Source organism: Blautia sp. HCP28S3_G10 (genome assembly GCF_052065235.1).
In the GTDB taxonomy this organism is placed as follows: domain Bacteria; phylum Bacillota; class Clostridia; order Lachnospirales; family Lachnospiraceae; genus Blautia_A.
Genome location: NZ_JBQHUL010000014.1, coordinates 39,159 through 56,445, shown reverse-complemented (window position 1 = coordinate 56,445; position 17,287 = coordinate 39,159). Strand labels below are relative to the sequence as shown.

Sequence of the window (17,287 nt, the reverse complement as noted above, 5' to 3'; positions counted from 1 at the left end):
AAAAACAGTATTTTTACAATCCTTGCAGTACTTCCAGAACTTTATAAACATTTTCCATTCTGGTAGCCCAGCTTGTTGCAAACCGTATCACAGTATGCAAATCATCTTTCTTTTCCCAGAAACTGACTGTCACATGTTTCTGCAGTTCTTTTAGCTGTCCATTATCAATCACAATAAATATCTGATTAGTCGGTGAATCTATATAAAATTCATATCCTGCTTTTTTTAGTCCGTTTTTAAGAACAGCAGCTGTTTCTATGGCATTTTTACCGATCTTCAGATAAAGATCATATGTAAAAAGTGCATCAAACTGTACTCCAAGAAGTCTGCCTTTTGCAAGAAGTGCTCCATGCTGCTTCACCCTTGTCAAAAAATGTGCAGGCATTGTCTTTTCTGTAAAAACTACCGCTTCCCCGCAGAGAAGACCTGCTTTTGTACCACCTATATAAAAAATATCGCACAATTTTCCAATATCTTTAAGTGTTACATCCGTCTCTTCTGCTGCAATTCCGTAGATCAGTCTTGCCCCGTCCATGTACAGTGGAATTTTGTATTCATGGCATATTTCGGACAGATTTTCCAATTCTTTCTTTGTATACAGAGTTCCATATTCTGTCGGATGAGAAATATAAACCATTCCCGGAAATACCATATGTTCATAATTTCCATCTCCATAGAATGTTTCCAGAAGATTCTTAAGATCTGCCGCCTGTATTTTGCCGTCTTTCTGTGGCAGCTCCAGCACTTTATGACCGGTAAATTCAATTGCACCGGCTTCATGTGTACTGACATGTCCCGTTTTTGCGGCTATAACGCCCTCATATGGCGCCAGAACCGTATCTATGATAATCTGGTTTGTCTGAGTTCCTCCCGTCAGCAAAAACACTTCTGCATCCTCACAGCCGCATGCTGCTTTTATCTTCTCTTTTGCAGTCTCACAGTAGTGGTCGGTTCCATATCCGGACAACTGTTCCATATTTGTATCTATCAGGCGCTTCAGTATTATTTCATGCGCTCCCTCTGAATAATCGTTTTCAAAGCTTAACATCTGTGATACCTCTTTTTCTTCGTAATCTTTTTTTATTTTATCATACAACACTGCAAAAATGTAGCGGCTTTTTTGCCTGAAAAAATTCTCCGGAAAATTGCAGAACAAAGCGGACAAGTCCGCTTCAAACTCCCTGAATCCCTCAAGCTTTGAGGGACTTGCTACGCTTTGCGCGCTAGATGCAGTCTGCTTTAGCAGACATATTCCAAATGCATCTAGTCGCATCCTCGCGGAGCGTTTTTTGCTTTATTGGAACATTACGGAGTAATTTCCTATAAAGTAAAAAACAGGGAACACCATCTCTGGCATTCCCCGTCTCCGCACATGTCTCATTCTGCTGTTTCTTCGGAATCCGTGTTTTCTGTCTGATCTGCTTCTGTATCGGTTTCTTTCTCCGAATCTTCTGCATTCCCGGAATCATCACCTAACAGCTCTTTGTAAGCATCTTCCATATCACGTACATTCATCTTGTTTACCAGATAAACCTTATCCTCTACAACTGCCGCGTAGAAGTTTGTATCATATTCATAATACTCTGTTGTCAGTGTTGTCCCATCTGTTTTTGTAAAGGTAAAGGTATATGCAGGATCATCTTCCGGTTTACTGTCTTCTGCCCGCTCCTGTGCAGTCATGTTTATAAGTTTGTTATAAAAGGTTGTGAATGCTGTCTCATCTGCATCTTTTCCATCCAGAGAATAAGTCGTTGTTGTTGTTTCTTCACTGTCTTCATCCTCTTCTTCTTTGGACGTTTCTCTTGTCACATTAACTGTATGTGTTCCATCTGCGGACTGCACTTCAAGTGAATCCAGATCATTTACAGACACATAATTTACAGACATACTATAAAAATCAGAAGCATTGCTGTCCAGTATTGCGGATAGAGAATCTGTTGTTACTGTATAAACCTGATCGCTGTCATTTACTTTTACATAACGGTCACCGTCAGTTTCGTCACCTACATAGATAGTGATTTCTTTATCAACTGTAACTGCATTGTCTTCTGTGCTTTCTTCATCAGCTGATTTTTCACTGTCGCCGGAAACCTCTGTAGTATCTGCATTCTCATCTTCTGATGTATCTGCTGTTTCTTTCTCATCTGTAGTATCTTCTGTAGTTTCTTCTTCCGTATATTTTGCTGTGATCACCGCATATGGATTATCAAAGCCATACTTCGAATCATCTGTACAGTTATAATCCACAAATATATCATATGCCATTGAACCAATGGCTGATGTGACTTCTCCGGCCTTTGACGTATCTGCTTTCTCTGAATTTTTATCATCAGATACTGTCCAGAACAGATCATCCGGATCCTGTTTGAGTTCATATCCGTCTTCTTTATCTACTTTTACATCTGAGATCGTGGCAGTTGTCACTGTCGGAAAAGTTTCGCTCTGTGCCATATTGTCATATACAGATCCCATAAATGGCTCCAGCGAAGACTGAGATACAAGATAAACTGTCTTATCGTCGTCAGCTTTCTTTACATAGTACTGACTTGTTGAACTGTTTTCCATTCCCACCTGGAGGACAGTCTCTGTACCGTCCTCAGTGGTTATTTTAATCTCATTCTGTGGAGAATCAAGGTCATATTCACTTAAATCTTCCACATCCGTAATTTTCTGGTCTGCTGTGAGCTGAATGGCATTGTTCACTGCACTGTCAACAGAATCCTGATTTAAAGGAAAATCTGTCTCGTCTTTTCTTACCCAGCCATTATCTTCTTTATCAAGTTCAACATTATCCTGATCTGCTGTGTAAGCTACAGATTTTACATCATCTGATGAAATATCCGTAACCGTTTCACTTTTATCTTCCGCTTCGGACTCTTTTGCTTCCTGAGAAGAAACATAAGTCTTTACTCCTGCGTATGCTCCGCAAAGAACTCCAAGAGCAATAACAGCTGAAATCATTTTTACTGTTTTACTTTTCATTTATGCCTTTCTCCTTTTCAGCCATACCATAAATCCGATTACCAGGAACGCACCAGGGATAAGACCCATTACGCAGATTTTCCAGAAGCTTACATCATATGCTGTAAGAGTCAGATAAGAAACTTCCAGGCTCTTGGATGGAATAGAAATTGTTGTTGTCTCGTCATTGCTGCACATCCAGTTCAGGGAGCTCATGATCATCTGCTCATTTCCACCGGAAACCATCTGGTTGATCTGGCTTTCCATCAGATTGGAGCTTGTATAATAAACAATCTGTGTCTCTTTGTCATCATCAAGGGTTTCTGTAATGCTGACACCCAGATCAAAAGGACCGTCAACATCATCATCTGCTTTGTCAACACTTCCACTGTTTACATCAACCTTGGAGTAAGCACTGTCTGAAGTTGTCAGAAGGCTGTTTACTGTTACTGTATCTCTGATATCATCTGTCTTTTTGATTCCCTGTGCATAAGGCATCAGTACGTAATAACCCTGTGAAGCAAAATCAGAGATTGCGTCTGTACTGTTTACTGTCGGTACAAGGTAATATGGCATCTGTGCATAATGCTGTGTATCGCCTTCAATTACAATACCGTCTACTCTTTCTACACCGTAATTTTTCAGGACTGCATCAAAATTGTCCATGGATTCTGTGGTGTAATCAGAGAAGATCATTGCCTTTCCGCCATTTTCCAGATATTCAAGGATTGCATCTTTTTCTGCTTCAGAAATATCTGTAGTAGGTGCATTGATCAGCAGGCAGGCTGCATCATCCGGAACACTTTCTTCTGTTATCAGATTCAGTGATTTGATATCAATATTTGCTTTCTGAATATCCTCCTGAATAGTTGAATCCAGTTCTTTTTCACCATGTCCGTCCAGAGTATAAAGAACCGGCATGTCTTCGGAAGTTACATAGGAAATAGCACTGGTGATCTGTCCTTCACCGTCAAATCCTATTGTCTGGGACTGGTAAGTATTATAGTCTATTGAAGATTCATAGATATTACTGTAATCTACTACTTTGCTTCTGTCCCCACATACAACGATCAGACTGTTGGAAGACACGTCATCACTTGTATATTCAGAAGTAAATTTCGGGTTTACAACAGGGTCTTTTTCTTCAACTTTGATATGATCAGACTCTTCTGCATATTTTTCCAGAAGTTTACTGATTGTTTCGTCTTCTGATCCGCTTTTTACAACCTGATAGATTGTAACGTCTTTGTCCAGTTTTTTCAAAAATGATTTTGTCTGATCTCCAATACTGTACAGTTTCTGTTCACTGACATCAAACTCGGAATATTTTGTCGGAAGTGCACCAACTATCATGTTTATTACAATAACTATTACAATAAATACAGCACTTATTATCACACTGTATGAACCGTTTTTCAGATATTTCTTATTCATGGAATCTTTGATTCTTTGTTTTAACGGTTTCTTTTCTTTTACTTTTTTCTCTTCTTTGTGGGCTTTTTTTTCTTTCCACTTTTCAGTCATTTTCATTTTTGCGGCCTCCTTAATTCCAGCGTCTCTTAACTATAGACTGTACTGTCAGGAACATGCATATAACTATCACAGACAGAAAATATACGATTCCTTTTATATCAAATATGGCATTGGCAAAATTGTCAAAATGACTGCTCAGATTAAATATATTCAGCACTTTCTGGATTCCTCCGGAAAAGAAACTGGAATTGACTATATAAACAATTACCAGTGCAATCTCTCCTGCTACACAGATTACTGCTGATATAAGGAAATTTTTGATCATTGTATAAATAATAATTGCTGCAGCCAGGATCAGAAGTCCGAATGTAATACATGTAGAAAGGGATCCTTCAGAAAAGAAAGAAGAAATTCCGTTCATCATATAAAATGCAAATAAAAATACAAAAGTCAGAACAGCTGCAATTACCTGGCTTTCTGTAAGCGATGAAATAAACACACCAATAGCAAGATTTGCACAGCCAAGCAGGAAAAATCCAAGGATTGCAGTATATGCTGCTGCAAAAGATACCGTACCAAATTTTGACATCAGAAGTGGATACAGGCACATGATAATCATCGGGATTGCAAAAATAGTTACCAGTGCAAGATATTTTCCAAGTACGATCTTTTCAACAGACACCGGTGATGTCAGAAGAAGCTGATCCGTTTTCTGCTTTCTCTCTTCTGCAAGAACTCTCATTGTCAGAATTGGTACACTGATCAGAAATACAAAAGTCAGTGCACTTAAAGTATACTCAAATTTTGGATATGCTGCTGCCAGCTGATATGCTGAAAAATAAATGCCGGTTAAAAGCAGGATAAAAAACATGAACAGATAACCGATCATAGATGTGAGATAACTTCTCAGTTCTCTCTTATAAACTGCTGTCATCGTCTTTTTCTCCTTCCTGATTCTTCTCTTCTATCACTTTTTCTGCTTCCGCGGCAGTTTTTATTTCCGGTTCAACAGAACTTTTTTTGTTATCCTCAGTCAGTTCCAGGAAGATTTCTTCCAGAGATACCTTCTTAGACTGCATTTCTAGAATTGGATAATGATTTTCTGCCATCTTGAAGAATACTTCTTCACGGACATCTGTATCTTCCTTTGTAGAAAGATTTACGTCCCATCCTTCTTCTTCTTTTGCCGGATTTATGGAAATTTCTTTTATTCCATCTATCTGATTTAAGATAATTCTTATTTTATCTTTGTCACCTTTTACAAGGATGTTCAGATTATTGGAACCTGCTGCCAATTTTCCAAGATTATCTGGTGTATCACTGGCTACCAGTTTTCCATGAGAAATGATCAGAACATAATCACATACTGCACTCACTTCTGACAGAATATGAGAACTTAATATTACTGTATGTTTTTTCTTAAGACTCTTAATGAGATCACGGATTTCAATAATCTGTTTCGGGTCAAGTCCTACTGTGGGCTCATCAAGAATGATCACTTCCGGATATCCAAGAATAGCCTGTGCAAGTCCGACTCTCTGACGGTAACCTTTTGACAGGTTTTTGATCAGTCGGTTTCTCATGTCAGAGATTTTGACCATATCCATGACTTCTTCTACCATGTTTTTTTTCTTATCTTTGGGAATTTTTTTCAGATCAGCAACGAAGTTCATATACTCCAGTACTGTCATATCGAAATAAAGAGGTGGCTGCTCCGGCAGGTACCCGATACATTTCTTCGCTTTCTCAGGCTCCTCCAGAATATCGTGTCCATCTATGGAAACCGTTCCCTCCGTAGATGCAATATAACCGGTGATCATATTCATTGTTGTTGACTTACCGGCTCCGTTCGGTCCAAGAAAACCGTAAATTTTTCCCTTCTCTATTTTAAAAGAAAGGTGATCAACTGCCGTATGGTCTCCATATCGTTTGACCAGATTGTTTACTTCAATCACAAGACTCTCCTCCTTTTTATGCTATATCAAGAGAAAATGCTCCCGGGAGAAACAGAGATAGGGGGTACCCGGAAGCATCTTTTCCTGGAGCGGATCTTTAATCCGCTCCTTTAAGATATTCTATGAGAAAGTTGTGATAAAAGTAGGATTATTGTGTGTTTATTTTGTGAAAATAGGACAAATAGACGTTATAGTTATTATACAAGCGGCTCCTTTAACGGAGTTCCTGCTTTACGTGGATATTTACCCGGAGTTGACTTGATTTTTTTGATCACTACAAGTGATCTCTGGATTTCTGAATCAGGAAGATTAAAATATACCACATCCTGAATTTTTCCACCCAGAATGCTGACTGCTTTTTCTGCCTGCTCTACTTCTTCCTTTACTGTTCCGGATTTATAGGAAATAAATTTTCCTCCGACCTTCACATACGGAAGACAATACTCTGATAAAGTAGCCAGATTGGATACCGCTCTTGAGACACAGAGGTCGTATTTTTCTCTGTATGCCTTATTCTTTGCAAATTCCTCTGCTCTTCCATGTATCGCAGTAATATTTTCCAGTTTCAGAAGTTCAAACGTTTCCTCTAGAAAATTCACTCTTTTTTTCAGGGAATCCAGAAGGCAGGCTTCCAGATGTGGAAATGCAATTTTCAGTGGAACCCCCGGGAATCCGGCTCCTGTTCCAATATCCATGACTGTTTTCACTTCATTCATATCTACTGCTTTTACACAGGCAAGACTGTCCAGGAAATGTTTTACTAGTACCTCCTGAAATTCTGTGATTCCTGTAAGATTCATAACTTTGTTTTTTTCTACCAGATATTCATAAAAAGCAATAAACTGCTTCTTCTGTTCTTCATTCAGACTGATTCCAATCTGCTGACTTCCCTGTTCCAGAACCGTCAGATCATAAGCCATTTGTGTGCCACCTTTCATTATGGTATTTTATCCTCTTCTGTACTGTTCAAGATATACAAGAAGCACAGAAATATCAGCCGGTGATACACCGGATATTCTTGATGCCTGTCCTATGGAAATTGGACGGTACTCTTCCAGTTTCTGTCTTGCCTCAATTCGCAGGCTGCCTACTTTTTCATAATCAAGATCTTCCGGTATTTTCTTTGCCTCCAGCTTCTTGAACTGTTCTACCTGCTTCATCTGTCTCTTGATATACCCTTCATATTTAAGGTTTATTTCTACCTGCTGCTTTACATCCCATGGCAGTTCAGGTCTCTCTTTATCAACAGGAGCCAGATCTTCATAATTCAGTTCAGGTCTTCTTATCAGTTCCGCAATTGTCGTTCCTGACTTCAGAAGTGTACTTTTCTTTTCTTCCAGAAGTTTCTGAACCTCCGGTGTTCCACCGATAGTTGCATGCTCTGTTCTCTCGATTTCTGCCGCAATATCCTTTTCCTTTTTGAGTACAGCCTGATAGGTTTCTTCATCAATAAGTCCTACCTGATAACCTTTTTTGCGAAGTCTCAGATCTGCATTATCCTGTCTCAGAAGAAGACGGTATTCTGCGCGGCTTGTCATCATACGGTACGGCTCATGGTTTTCTTTTGTTACAAGATCATCGATCAGAACTCCTATATATGCCTCCGATCTGTCCAGAACCAGCTGTTCCTGACCTTTGATCTCCATGGCAGCATTTATTCCTGCGATCAGTCCCTGTGCGGCAGCTTCTTCATATCCTGAACTTCCGTTAAACTGTCCACCACTGAACAGACCTTTGATTTTTTTGAATTCCAGTGTCGGATAAAGCTGTCTTGGATTAATACAGTCATACTCAATTGCATAAGCATTTTTGACTATTTTTGCATGTTCCAGTCCCGGAACAGAATGATACATTTCATCCTGTACATCTTCCGGCAGTGAACTGGACATTCCACCGATATACATTTCATTTGTATAAAGTCCTTCCGGCTCAATAAATACCTGATGGCGGTTTTTATCAGCAAAACGGACAACTTTGTCCTCAATAGACGGACAATATCTTGGTCCTGTTCCTTCGATCATTCCTGAATACAATGGTGAGCGGTCAAGATTATTACGGATGATCTCATGTGTTTTTTCATTTGTATACGTGAGCCAGCAGGATTTCTGCTGAATCTGAACTTTTTCCGGATCTGTGGAAAAAGAAAATGGCACCACTCTCTCATCACCGAACTGTTCTTCCATCTTAGAATAATCAATCGTATTTCCCGCAATTCTGGCAGGTGTTCCTGTTTTGAAACGGAACATTTCGATACCAAGTTCTTTCAGAGAATCTGTCAGATAATTGGCTGCCTGAAGTCCGTTAGGACCTGTATAATTGCTTACATCTCCATAAATACAGCGGGCTTTCAGATAAGTTCCGGTACATAATACAACAGCTTTGCAATGATAGATCGCACCTGAATAGAGAACTACACCTGTAATTCTTCCATCTTCTACCAGAAGTTTCGTTACTTCGCCCTGCTTAATAGTAAGATTCGGCTGATTTTCCAGTGTTTTACGCATTTCCGTACTGTAAGCCTGTTTATCGGCCTGTGCACGAAGTGAATGAACTGCCGGTCCCTTGGATTTATTTAACATCTTTGACTGAATAAAAGTTTTGTCAATATTTTTTCCCATTTCACCGCCAAGTGCATCCAGTTCTCTTACAAGATGTCCTTTGGAACTTCCTCCTACATTCGGGTTACAGGGCATCAGTGCAATACTTTCTACACTTACCGTAAACATCACAGTATCCAGCCCCAGTCTTGCACATGCAAGCGAAGCTTCACATCCGGCATGTCCTGCTCCAACAACTACTACGTCACAGTTTTTTTCCAGAATTTTTGCTGCCATTTCAGTTTCCTCCGATTATTTACCAACACAGAATTTAGAAAAAATCTCATTGACCAGATCTTCACCTACAGATTCTCCGACAATACGTCCAAGACTCTCGTATGCATTCATAAGATCGATAGAAAAGAAATCTTCTGCCATTCCCATATCTATACTGTTTTCTACAAGTTTAAGGCTTTCAAGCGTTTCCTCAAGTGCTGCCTTATGTCTTGCATTTGTAATATATACCTCATCATTAAAAGTGAGTTCCCCCTGGAAGAACATTCTTTTAATATCATCTTCCAGTTGACTGATTCCTGTCTCTTCCACAACGGATACAGGAATAACAGGGCTTCCTGTCTTCTTTTTCAGAATTTCCATATCAACTACCGATACCAGATCTGTCTTGTTATAGATGACAATACTTTTTCTTCCGTTAAGAAGTTCCATGATTTCTTCATCATTCTCATCAAGAGGAAGGGAAGAATCCACTACATAAAGAATCAGATCCGCATCTTCAGCCATCTGTTTTGCCTTACCAACGCCGATTTTTTCAACAACGTCCTCTGTATCTCTTATTCCCGCTGTGTCAATAACACGAAGTGTAATACCGTTCAGGGATATATATTCCTCCAGAATATCTCTCGTTGTACCGGCAATCTCCGTAACAATGGCTCTGTCTTCACCTACCAGATAATTCAGAAGAGAAGATTTTCCCGCATTTGGCTTTCCAAGGATAACAGTCTTTATTCCTTCCTGAATCATTCGTCCGTCATCGGCAGTTTTCAACAACTCACTGATTTCCCGGCTCTCCTTTTCCACAACTTCATGTAATTCCTGTGGATATCCGTCAAGACTTATATGTTCCGGATCATCCAGTGCAGATTCTATATAGGCAATATGATAGATCAGTTTGCTTCGGATTTCTTTTACTGCACGAAGCACGGAACCTTTCAGCTGTTCTACTGAACTTTTCAGTGCCATGGAGTTCTTTGCCTGTATTACATCCATAACTGCCTCTGCCTGGGAAAGATCCAGCCTTCCATTCAGAAAAGCCCTTTTTGTAAATTCACCAGGCTCTGCAATCTCTGCACCGTTCTTCAGAACAGTTTCCAGCACTCTCTTCATGGCATATACTCCACCATGACAGTCTATTTCTACGGTGTCCTCTCCTGTATAAGTATGAGGTCCTTTCATGATCATAACCAGTACTTCATCCACCACTTCATCACCATCATAGATAAAACCATAGTGAATAGTATGACTTTTTACTTCTTTTATATTTTTGTTTCCTTTTTTGGAACGGTAGATCTTCGCAATAATATCCATCGCCTCATCACCGCTGATTCTCACAATTCCAATTCCGGAAGCACTCATGGCTGTGGATATTGCAGCTATTGTCTTATCCATTATTATTTCTCCTCAGGACTTTTATCTAATTTCCTATTACATAAAAAATGTTACCCCAGATGAAAGCATACGTCAACTACGTATTATTCACGCTTTCACCTAGAATAACATCTTTATAATTAATATCTCTTAAGTTTTACTACTACATGACGGTATGGATCTTCACCTTCGCTGACCGTCTCTACAAATTTACTTCCCTGAAGCGCAGAATGAATAATTCTTCTTTCATAAGGATTCATTGGTTCAAGAACAACCGGCTTACGTGTTTTCTTTACCTTGTAGGCAATTCCTCTTGCCAGATTTTCGAGTGTTTCTTTTCTTCTTCTTCGGTAATCTTCGGTATCCAGCTTTACACGAATGTAATTGGATTTTCCTTTGTTTACCACAAGGCTTGTCAGATATTGAAGTGAATCAAGAGTCTGTCCTCTCTTTCCGATAAGGATTCCCATGTCTTCCCCTTCAAAATCAACTTCCAGACAGCCATCAGATGTATTATATTCGGACTTGATTTCTACATCTCCAAGATTCATAGATGTAAATACGTCTTTCAGGAATACTGCTGCTCTTTCTTCGATTTCTTTAATCTCTTCAGGATCTGTGATGATCTCAATAGTTTTTGCAGCTTTTGCCGGTTTTTCTTTTATTTCCTTTACTTCTTTTACCGGTTTCTCTTTGAACTTCTTTTCTTTTGGCTGTTTATCTTTTGCCGGTTTTGGTTCTCTTACCGGTTTTTCCTTTGCTTCTTCTTTATAAGAAGGTACTGAAACGGATTTCTCTGCAGGCTGCTGAACAGGTTTCGGCTGCTCTTTTTTCTCTTCTGCCTTAAATGCATCAATTTTTACAGAATCAACAATCTCTTCGATTTCTTTTTCTTCAGATGAAATTTCGATTTTACGGGCTTTGATGATTGCCGGTTTTTTTCCGAATCCAAAAAGGCCTGTACTTCCTTCACTTATTACCTGAATTTCAAGCTGATCACTGGATACACCCAGTTCAATACATGCTTTGGTAATTGCTTCATTTTTTGTTTTTGCTGAAAACTGCATATATTCATCCATGATAAAACCCCGACCTTCCTTTCTTATTTCTTTTTATTACGTTCGTCATATGCCCTGACGAGATTTGCCTTCGCCGTAATACTTCCTTCTTTTGCATGAGTCGCTTTTTCGTAAGCTTCTTCTACTTTCTTTGCACGGCTTTCTTCGCTTGTACCACTCATACCTTTTTCAACCTTATTAATATTTCTGGCACTCTGATGCGCCTGATTGGTGATCTTCTGTGGAGGAAGTCCCTCTTTTGCTCTCTTGGCTTCCATCTTCTTCATGTTTTCATTTACAAGATCATCAATGTTCATTTTATCCAGGTGACGGTTTATAAGCAGCTGCTGTATACTACGTACAACTGCACTTGCGATCCAGTAGATACCAAGACCTACAGGGAAAGTGAAACAGAAGAATGCTGACATAAGCGGCATTACTGTATTCATTGTCTTCATGGAACCTGCCATTGCATTCGCCTGATCATTTCCACTGTTCTGTGTTGCAGGCTGCGGCATCAGTTTAAGGGTAAGCATCTGTGTTGCCCATGAAAGAACCGGGATTGAAAGTGCTGCGATAATAACTATCAGAGAACCTGTTGTTATATAATGTAAAGGCTGGTCTGCAATATTGAGGACACCAAATGTCTGCATTTTCTGAATTTCAGCCGCTGTCTTTGTAATCTGATCTGAGAATCCTGAAAACTGACTCATCTCAGAAAGTTTTGTCCACTGAGTCGGAGATAACGCATACAGGAAATCAATAACAGAATCAGATGTTGCAACTCCATTATCAAGAACCAGTCTTACTCTGCTCATTTTGTTGTCTGTAATAAAGTTCTGGATAATATCTGTAAATCCGTTTACTGCAAGAATCTTTGTAGAAACTACATCAAAGATTGCTTTTACACTGCCTACATAAGCAGGAATATTCTGAATAACCTGATACAGAGCATACAGGATCGGCAGCTGAATTGCCAGCTGAACACAGCTTCCTGTTGCAGAAACACCATATTTCTGATATACGGCCTGTGTTTCTTCCTGCATCTTCATCATAGATTCCTGATCTTTTTTTCCCTGGTATTTCTTCTGGATCTTCTGGATCTCCGGCTGCATGATAGCACTCAGCTTAGAAAACTTCTGCTGTTTAATCTGCAGAGGAGTCATAAAAAGATAGATCAGAATACTGAAAATAATGATACAAAGGCCAAGATTCTGAATACCTACCATATCCAGTACCTTGTATATACCGTTCATGATCCAGCCCATTACTACTGCAATCTGGCCAATGATCGGGGTACCACTTTTTGTAGCTAAAATCATTTCCAAGTCTGTTTCCTCCTTAATGCCTGCTATAAGGCATGATCGTATGGTCTTTACTATTTACATCAGCTTACTCTCGTTCAGGGTACTGGATCATACCCGCCGTGAGAAAAAGGATTACATCTCAGAATTCTCCAAACTGCCAGTAATCCTCCCTTTAATGCTCCATACTTTTCAATTGCTTCTAAACCATATTGAGAACAGGTGGGAATATAAGGACACTTTGTTCTCTTCATCGGCGATAAATATATCTGATAGAGTCGTATCATCTTAATCATTAATTTCTTCATTGAATTCACCTGCAATCTGATGTCTCTGCGCCAGATTCATAAATGCGCTTTCAATTTCACTGTAACTTCTGTCTTTTGCACCGGCTCTGGCTATTACTACTATATCCAGATTCTCTGCAAACGCAGATTCATTTAAACGATAACTTTCTCTTATCAGCCTGGTAATTCTGTGGCGGACCACACTATTCCCTACTTTTTTACTTACTGATATTCCCAAACGATTCTTCGTGTACTGATTTTTCAGTACGTACATCACCAGGTACCGATTTGCTTTTGATGTTCCATTCTTATAAACATATTGAAAATCTTTGTTTTTCTTTAAGGACTCTGAATATTTCATAGAATCCCCTTTCTTTTTTTATAGAAGAAAAGACCACATAACTGCGGTCTTGTATATCTTACGCTGATAACTGCTTTCTTCCTTTTAATCTTCTGGCAGCTAATACTTTACGGCCACCTTTTGTGCTCATACGAGCTCTGAAGCCATGAACTTTCGCTCTGGATCTTTTCTTTGGCTGAAATGTCATTTTCATAGGTAAAGCACCTCCTTTATCTATTATCCCTTAATTAGTATTTTTACCATAGAACATCATTTCAATTATATTCATAAAGCCCCTTTTAGTCAAGCAAAAAAATGCAAAAAAGCTGGAAAAATGCATGTTTTCTGGTAATCCCCATAATTTTGTATTCTTCTGTGGATAAATGAAGTTGACGTAATGTTATCCACATTTTGTGGATAACTTGTGGATAACTCGTCGTTTCCCACTAATTTTATCCCCATTTTCCGACTTTTTTTTACACATTATGTTTAAAAATTGCTTTATTTTACAGTATTCTTGCAGTGGAAAATTTTATACACAATCCCCATAGCGATTTATCCACTAATCGGGATGTTATGTAAACTTATTGAGCGTTGTCCACAATTTTAGCCTTATCCACATGTGGACAACGTGGATAACTTTCTCTTTTTTCCCATTATATACACATCTGAAACCCTTACATTTTCCCAAATAATCATTGCTAAATAATTTTATTTATTATAATATATAAAAGGATATTTATGTCTTTTGACTTCAAATACAAAGAACCTTAAACCAGGAGATAGAAACATGGATAAAGTTATTGAAAAATGGGATGATATTCTCAAAAAATTAAAAAATGATTACGATATCGGCGATGTTGCCTTTAACACATGGCTGAAACCTCTGAAAGTTTATCAGGTTTCAGATAATGAGGTTACAATTCTCGTTCCTTCCGAACAGGTTGTTCTTATTAATGTTCTTAATAAAAAGTATAAGCTTCTTCTCCAGGTTACAATCTGTGAACTTACTGGAATGAATGAATGCGAAATCAGATTTATATCTCCTGATGAAGTCCCCAAAAAAGAAGTTACTTCTTATAATAATAGTGATTCTTCAGGAATGTCAGATATAGACCGCCGCTGCGAAGAAGCTCACCTTAATCCCAAATATATTTTTGATACCTTTATCGTAGGTAACAACAATAAATTCGCTCAGGCAGCAGCACTTGCAGTTGCCGAATCTCCCGGGGATACATATAATCCTCTTTTTATTTACGGAGGCGCCGGACTTGGCAAAACTCATCTGATGCATTCCATTGCACATTATATTATTGAACACGACGAAAACAGCAAAGTTCTGTATGTGACAAGCGAGGAATTTACAAACGAACTGATTGAAACTATCCGAAACGGTAATAATTCAGCAATGTCCAAATTCCGTGAGAAATACAGAAACATTGATGTTCTTCTTGTCGATGATATTCAGTTTATTATAGGAAAAGAATCTACACAGGAAGAATTTTTCCATACTTTCAACAGTCTTCACAGTGCCAAAAAACAGATCATTATTTCATCTGATAAACCGCCGAAAGACATGGAAATTCTGGAAGAACGTTTCCGTTCCCGATTTGAATGGGGTCTTATTGCAGATATTACACTTCCGGATTACGAAACACGTATGGCAATTCTTCACAAAAAAGAAGAACTTGAGGGTTATAATATCAGCGAAGAAGTCATCAAATACATTGCAACCAACATCAAATCCAACATCCGTGAACTGGAAGGTGCCTTTAATAAGGTAATGGCAAGTTCCAAACTTGAAAAAAAGGAAGTTACTCTTGAACTTGCAGAAGAAGCACTCAAAGATATCATATCTCCGGGTGAACAGAAAATTATCACTCCGGAATACATTATTTCGATTGTTGCAGAACACTATCATGTAACAGTTGCAGATCTCTGCGGTAATAAACGAAGTTCCAAAATTGTTATGCCCAGACAGATTGCCATGTACCTCTGCCGTGAGATTATCGATACTTCACTGAAGACTATCGGTAAAAATCTCGGAGACCGTGACCATACCACAGTTATGCACGGGATAGAGAAAATTGAAAACGAACTTAAGACTAACGATAACCTCAAAAACTCTATTGATACCCTCAAGAAAAAAATTAATCCACAGGGTTAAAGCAGTTTTCCACAGGTTATTTCCTGCAACTTTGAAACTTGTACACGCAGTTATACAGTAAAGAAATCCTTTATTTTCAAGGTTTAAAAGACTTTTTCACATATTCACACCCCCCTAAGGCGGCTACTGCGGATTTCTTTTATATTATTTATCTATAAAAGCCATTTTCAAACAGGAAGGGAGTTATACACAACATGAAGATCATCTGTTCCAAAAGTAATTTATTAAAAAGCGTCAATATTTCTTTGAAAGCTGTTCCTTCTAAAACAACTATGCCAATACTTGAGTGCATTCTCATGGATGCAACTACAAATCAGATAAAATTTACTACAAATGATATGGAACTTGGTATTGAAACAATCGTTGACGGTCACATTGAAGAAAAAGGTATGGTTGCTCTGGATGCAAAAATTTTCTATGAAATCATCAGACGACTTCCGGATAATGATGTAACTATCAAAACTGATTCCAACTATGTAGCTACAATTACCTGTGAAAAAGCAAAATTTACAATTCCTGGAAAAGCAGGCGAAGATTTTGCTTATCTTCCGGTTATAGAAAGAGAAGAATCACTGACTCTTTCTCAGTTTACTTTGAAAGAAATGATTCGTCAGACGCTTTTTTCCATTGCAGTGAATGAAAATAACCGTCTGATGACTGGAGAATTGTTTGAAATCAAAGACAACTGTCTGAAAATAGTTTCCCTTGACGGACACCGCATTTCTATCCGCAGGATGCCGCTCAAAAAAGATTATTTAGACCGTAAGATTGTTGTTCCGGGCAAAACACTGAATGAAGTCAGTAAAATTCTGTCTGGTGAAATCGATGATCAGGTAAGTATTTATTTTACAAAAAATCATATTTTGTTTGAATTTGATTCAACAATGGTAGTTTCAAGACTGATTGAAGGTGAGTATTTCAGGATCGATCAGATGCTTTCAAGTGATTATGATACAAAAATAAGTATAAACAAAAAGGAATTCCTTGACTGTATTGACAGGGCTACACTTCTTGTAAGAGAAGGAGACAAAAAACCAATTGTTATAGAGATAACTGACCACAAAATGGAATTGAAGATTGATTCTGCAATGGGTTCCATGAATGAAGATATTGATATCGAAAAAGATGGTAAAGATATTGTTATTGGGTTTAATCCCAAGTTCCTGATCGATGCTTTGAAAGTTATTGATGATGAGACTATTCATATGTATCTGATGAATCCAAAAGCTCCGTGCTTCATAAGAGATGATGAAGAGTCATATACTTACCTGATTTTACCTGTAAATATCAGTCAGAATCAGGCAAGATAAAGTAAAGATAAGGAGTGAATATTTTGGAGATTACGATAAGAGATGAATTTATAAAACTCGGACAGGCTTTGAAACTTGCCGGAGTTGTCGAAGACGGGGTTGAAGCAAAATATGCAATTCAGGATGGACTCGTTAAAGTAAATGGAGAAGTTGATACTCGTCGTGGAAGAAAGGTTTATGTTGGTGATGTGATCTCATTTGAAGATCAGGAAATCAGAGTTATCCGATAG

The 17,287-nt window shown here is 38.5% G+C and carries 16 protein-coding genes; 3 read left to right on the top strand and 13 right to left on the bottom strand.

Annotated features, from left to right (window positions below):
* Window positions 1-13 precede the first annotated feature (13 nt).
* From ACTNB8_RS07680 to rpmH, 13 genes are all read right to left on the bottom strand, one after another.
* Window positions 14-1,048, bottom strand: coding sequence for a threonine aldolase family protein (locus ACTNB8_RS07680; protein ID WP_441053662.1), 1,035 nt, complete (start codon window positions 1,046-1,048; stop codon window positions 14-16).
* A 329-nt stretch (window positions 1,049-1,377) separates the two neighbouring features.
* Window positions 1,378-2,982, bottom strand: coding sequence for a DUF4340 domain-containing protein (locus tag ACTNB8_RS07675; RefSeq protein ID WP_441053660.1), 1,605 nt, complete (start codon window positions 2,980-2,982; stop codon window positions 1,378-1,380).
* The gene (locus tag ACTNB8_RS07670; protein ID WP_441053658.1) at window positions 2,983-4,491 is read right to left on the bottom strand and encodes a GldG family protein; all 1,509 of its coding nucleotides are present in this window, start codon (window positions 4,489-4,491) and stop codon (window positions 2,983-2,985) included.
* 13 nt (window positions 4,492-4,504) lie between these two features.
* Window positions 4,505-5,368: an ABC transporter permease gene (locus ACTNB8_RS07665; protein WP_441053656.1), complete on the bottom strand. Its 864-nt coding sequence runs from the start codon at window positions 5,366-5,368 to the stop codon at window positions 4,505-4,507.
* Window positions 5,352-6,389, bottom strand: a complete 1,038-nt coding sequence (locus ACTNB8_RS07660) for an ABC transporter ATP-binding protein (protein ID WP_441053654.1) — start codon at window positions 6,387-6,389, stop codon at window positions 5,352-5,354. The genes ACTNB8_RS07665 and ACTNB8_RS07660 overlap by 17 nt, the downstream gene beginning before the upstream one ends.
* 197 nt (window positions 6,390-6,586) lie before the next feature.
* Complete coding sequence (rsmG, locus tag ACTNB8_RS07655) at window positions 6,587-7,309, bottom strand: 16S rRNA (guanine(527)-N(7))-methyltransferase RsmG (protein WP_441053652.1); 723 nt, start codon at window positions 7,307-7,309, stop codon at window positions 6,587-6,589.
* Window positions 7,310-7,336: 27 nt separating this feature from the next.
* Complete coding sequence (gene mnmG, locus ACTNB8_RS07650; RefSeq protein WP_441053650.1) at window positions 7,337-9,223, bottom strand: tRNA uridine-5-carboxymethylaminomethyl(34) synthesis enzyme MnmG; 1,887 nt, start codon at window positions 9,221-9,223, stop codon at window positions 7,337-7,339.
* 15 nt (window positions 9,224-9,238) lie between these two features.
* The gene (gene mnmE / locus ACTNB8_RS07645) at window positions 9,239-10,612 is read right to left on the bottom strand and encodes a tRNA uridine-5-carboxymethylaminomethyl(34) synthesis GTPase MnmE (protein WP_441053649.1); all 1,374 of its coding nucleotides are present in this window, start codon (window positions 10,610-10,612) and stop codon (window positions 9,239-9,241) included.
* A 119-nt stretch (window positions 10,613-10,731) separates the two neighbouring features.
* Window positions 10,732-11,670 carry an RNA-binding cell elongation regulator Jag/EloR gene (gene jag, locus ACTNB8_RS07640; protein ID WP_441053647.1) on the bottom strand — a complete coding sequence of 313 codons (939 nt, stop codon included), beginning with the start codon at window positions 11,668-11,670 and terminating at the stop codon, window positions 10,732-10,734.
* A 23-nt stretch (window positions 11,671-11,693) separates the two neighbouring features.
* Window positions 11,694-12,971: a YidC/Oxa1 family membrane protein insertase gene (locus ACTNB8_RS07635; RefSeq protein ID WP_441053691.1), complete on the bottom strand. Its 1,278-nt coding sequence runs from the start codon at window positions 12,969-12,971 to the stop codon at window positions 11,694-11,696.
* A gap of 80 nt (window positions 12,972-13,051) precedes the next feature.
* On the bottom strand, window positions 13,052-13,261 hold the full coding sequence (gene yidD, locus ACTNB8_RS07630) for a membrane protein insertion efficiency factor YidD (RefSeq protein WP_296156979.1): 210 nt from the start codon (window positions 13,259-13,261) through the stop codon (window positions 13,052-13,054).
* Complete coding sequence (rnpA, locus tag ACTNB8_RS07625; protein WP_296156978.1) at window positions 13,242-13,601, bottom strand: ribonuclease P protein component; 360 nt, start codon at window positions 13,599-13,601, stop codon at window positions 13,242-13,244. The genes yidD and rnpA overlap by 20 nt, the downstream gene beginning before the upstream one ends.
* Window positions 13,602-13,659: 58 nt before the next feature.
* Window positions 13,660-13,794 (bottom strand): 50S ribosomal protein L34, encoded by a 135-nt coding sequence (gene rpmH / locus ACTNB8_RS07620; RefSeq protein ID WP_005423866.1) that lies wholly within the window; start codon window positions 13,792-13,794, stop codon window positions 13,660-13,662.
* Between the two features lie 576 nt (window positions 13,795-14,370).
* Here rpmH and dnaA point away from each other — a divergent pair.
* The 3 genes from dnaA to ACTNB8_RS07605 all read left to right on the top strand — a co-directional run bounded on the left by dnaA (window position 14,371) and on the right by ACTNB8_RS07605 (window position 17,287).
* Window positions 14,371-15,747, top strand: a complete 1,377-nt coding sequence (gene dnaA / locus ACTNB8_RS07615; RefSeq protein ID WP_441053646.1) for a chromosomal replication initiator protein DnaA — start codon at window positions 14,371-14,373, stop codon at window positions 15,745-15,747.
* 194 nt (window positions 15,748-15,941) lie between these two features.
* The gene (gene dnaN / locus ACTNB8_RS07610) at window positions 15,942-17,057 is read left to right on the top strand and encodes a DNA polymerase III subunit beta (RefSeq protein ID WP_441053645.1); all 1,116 of its coding nucleotides are present in this window, start codon (window positions 15,942-15,944) and stop codon (window positions 17,055-17,057) included.
* Between the two features lie 20 nt (window positions 17,058-17,077).
* Window positions 17,078-17,287 carry an RNA-binding S4 domain-containing protein gene (locus tag ACTNB8_RS07605; RefSeq protein ID WP_296157005.1) on the top strand — a complete coding sequence of 70 codons (210 nt, stop codon included), beginning with the start codon at window positions 17,078-17,080 and terminating at the stop codon, window positions 17,285-17,287.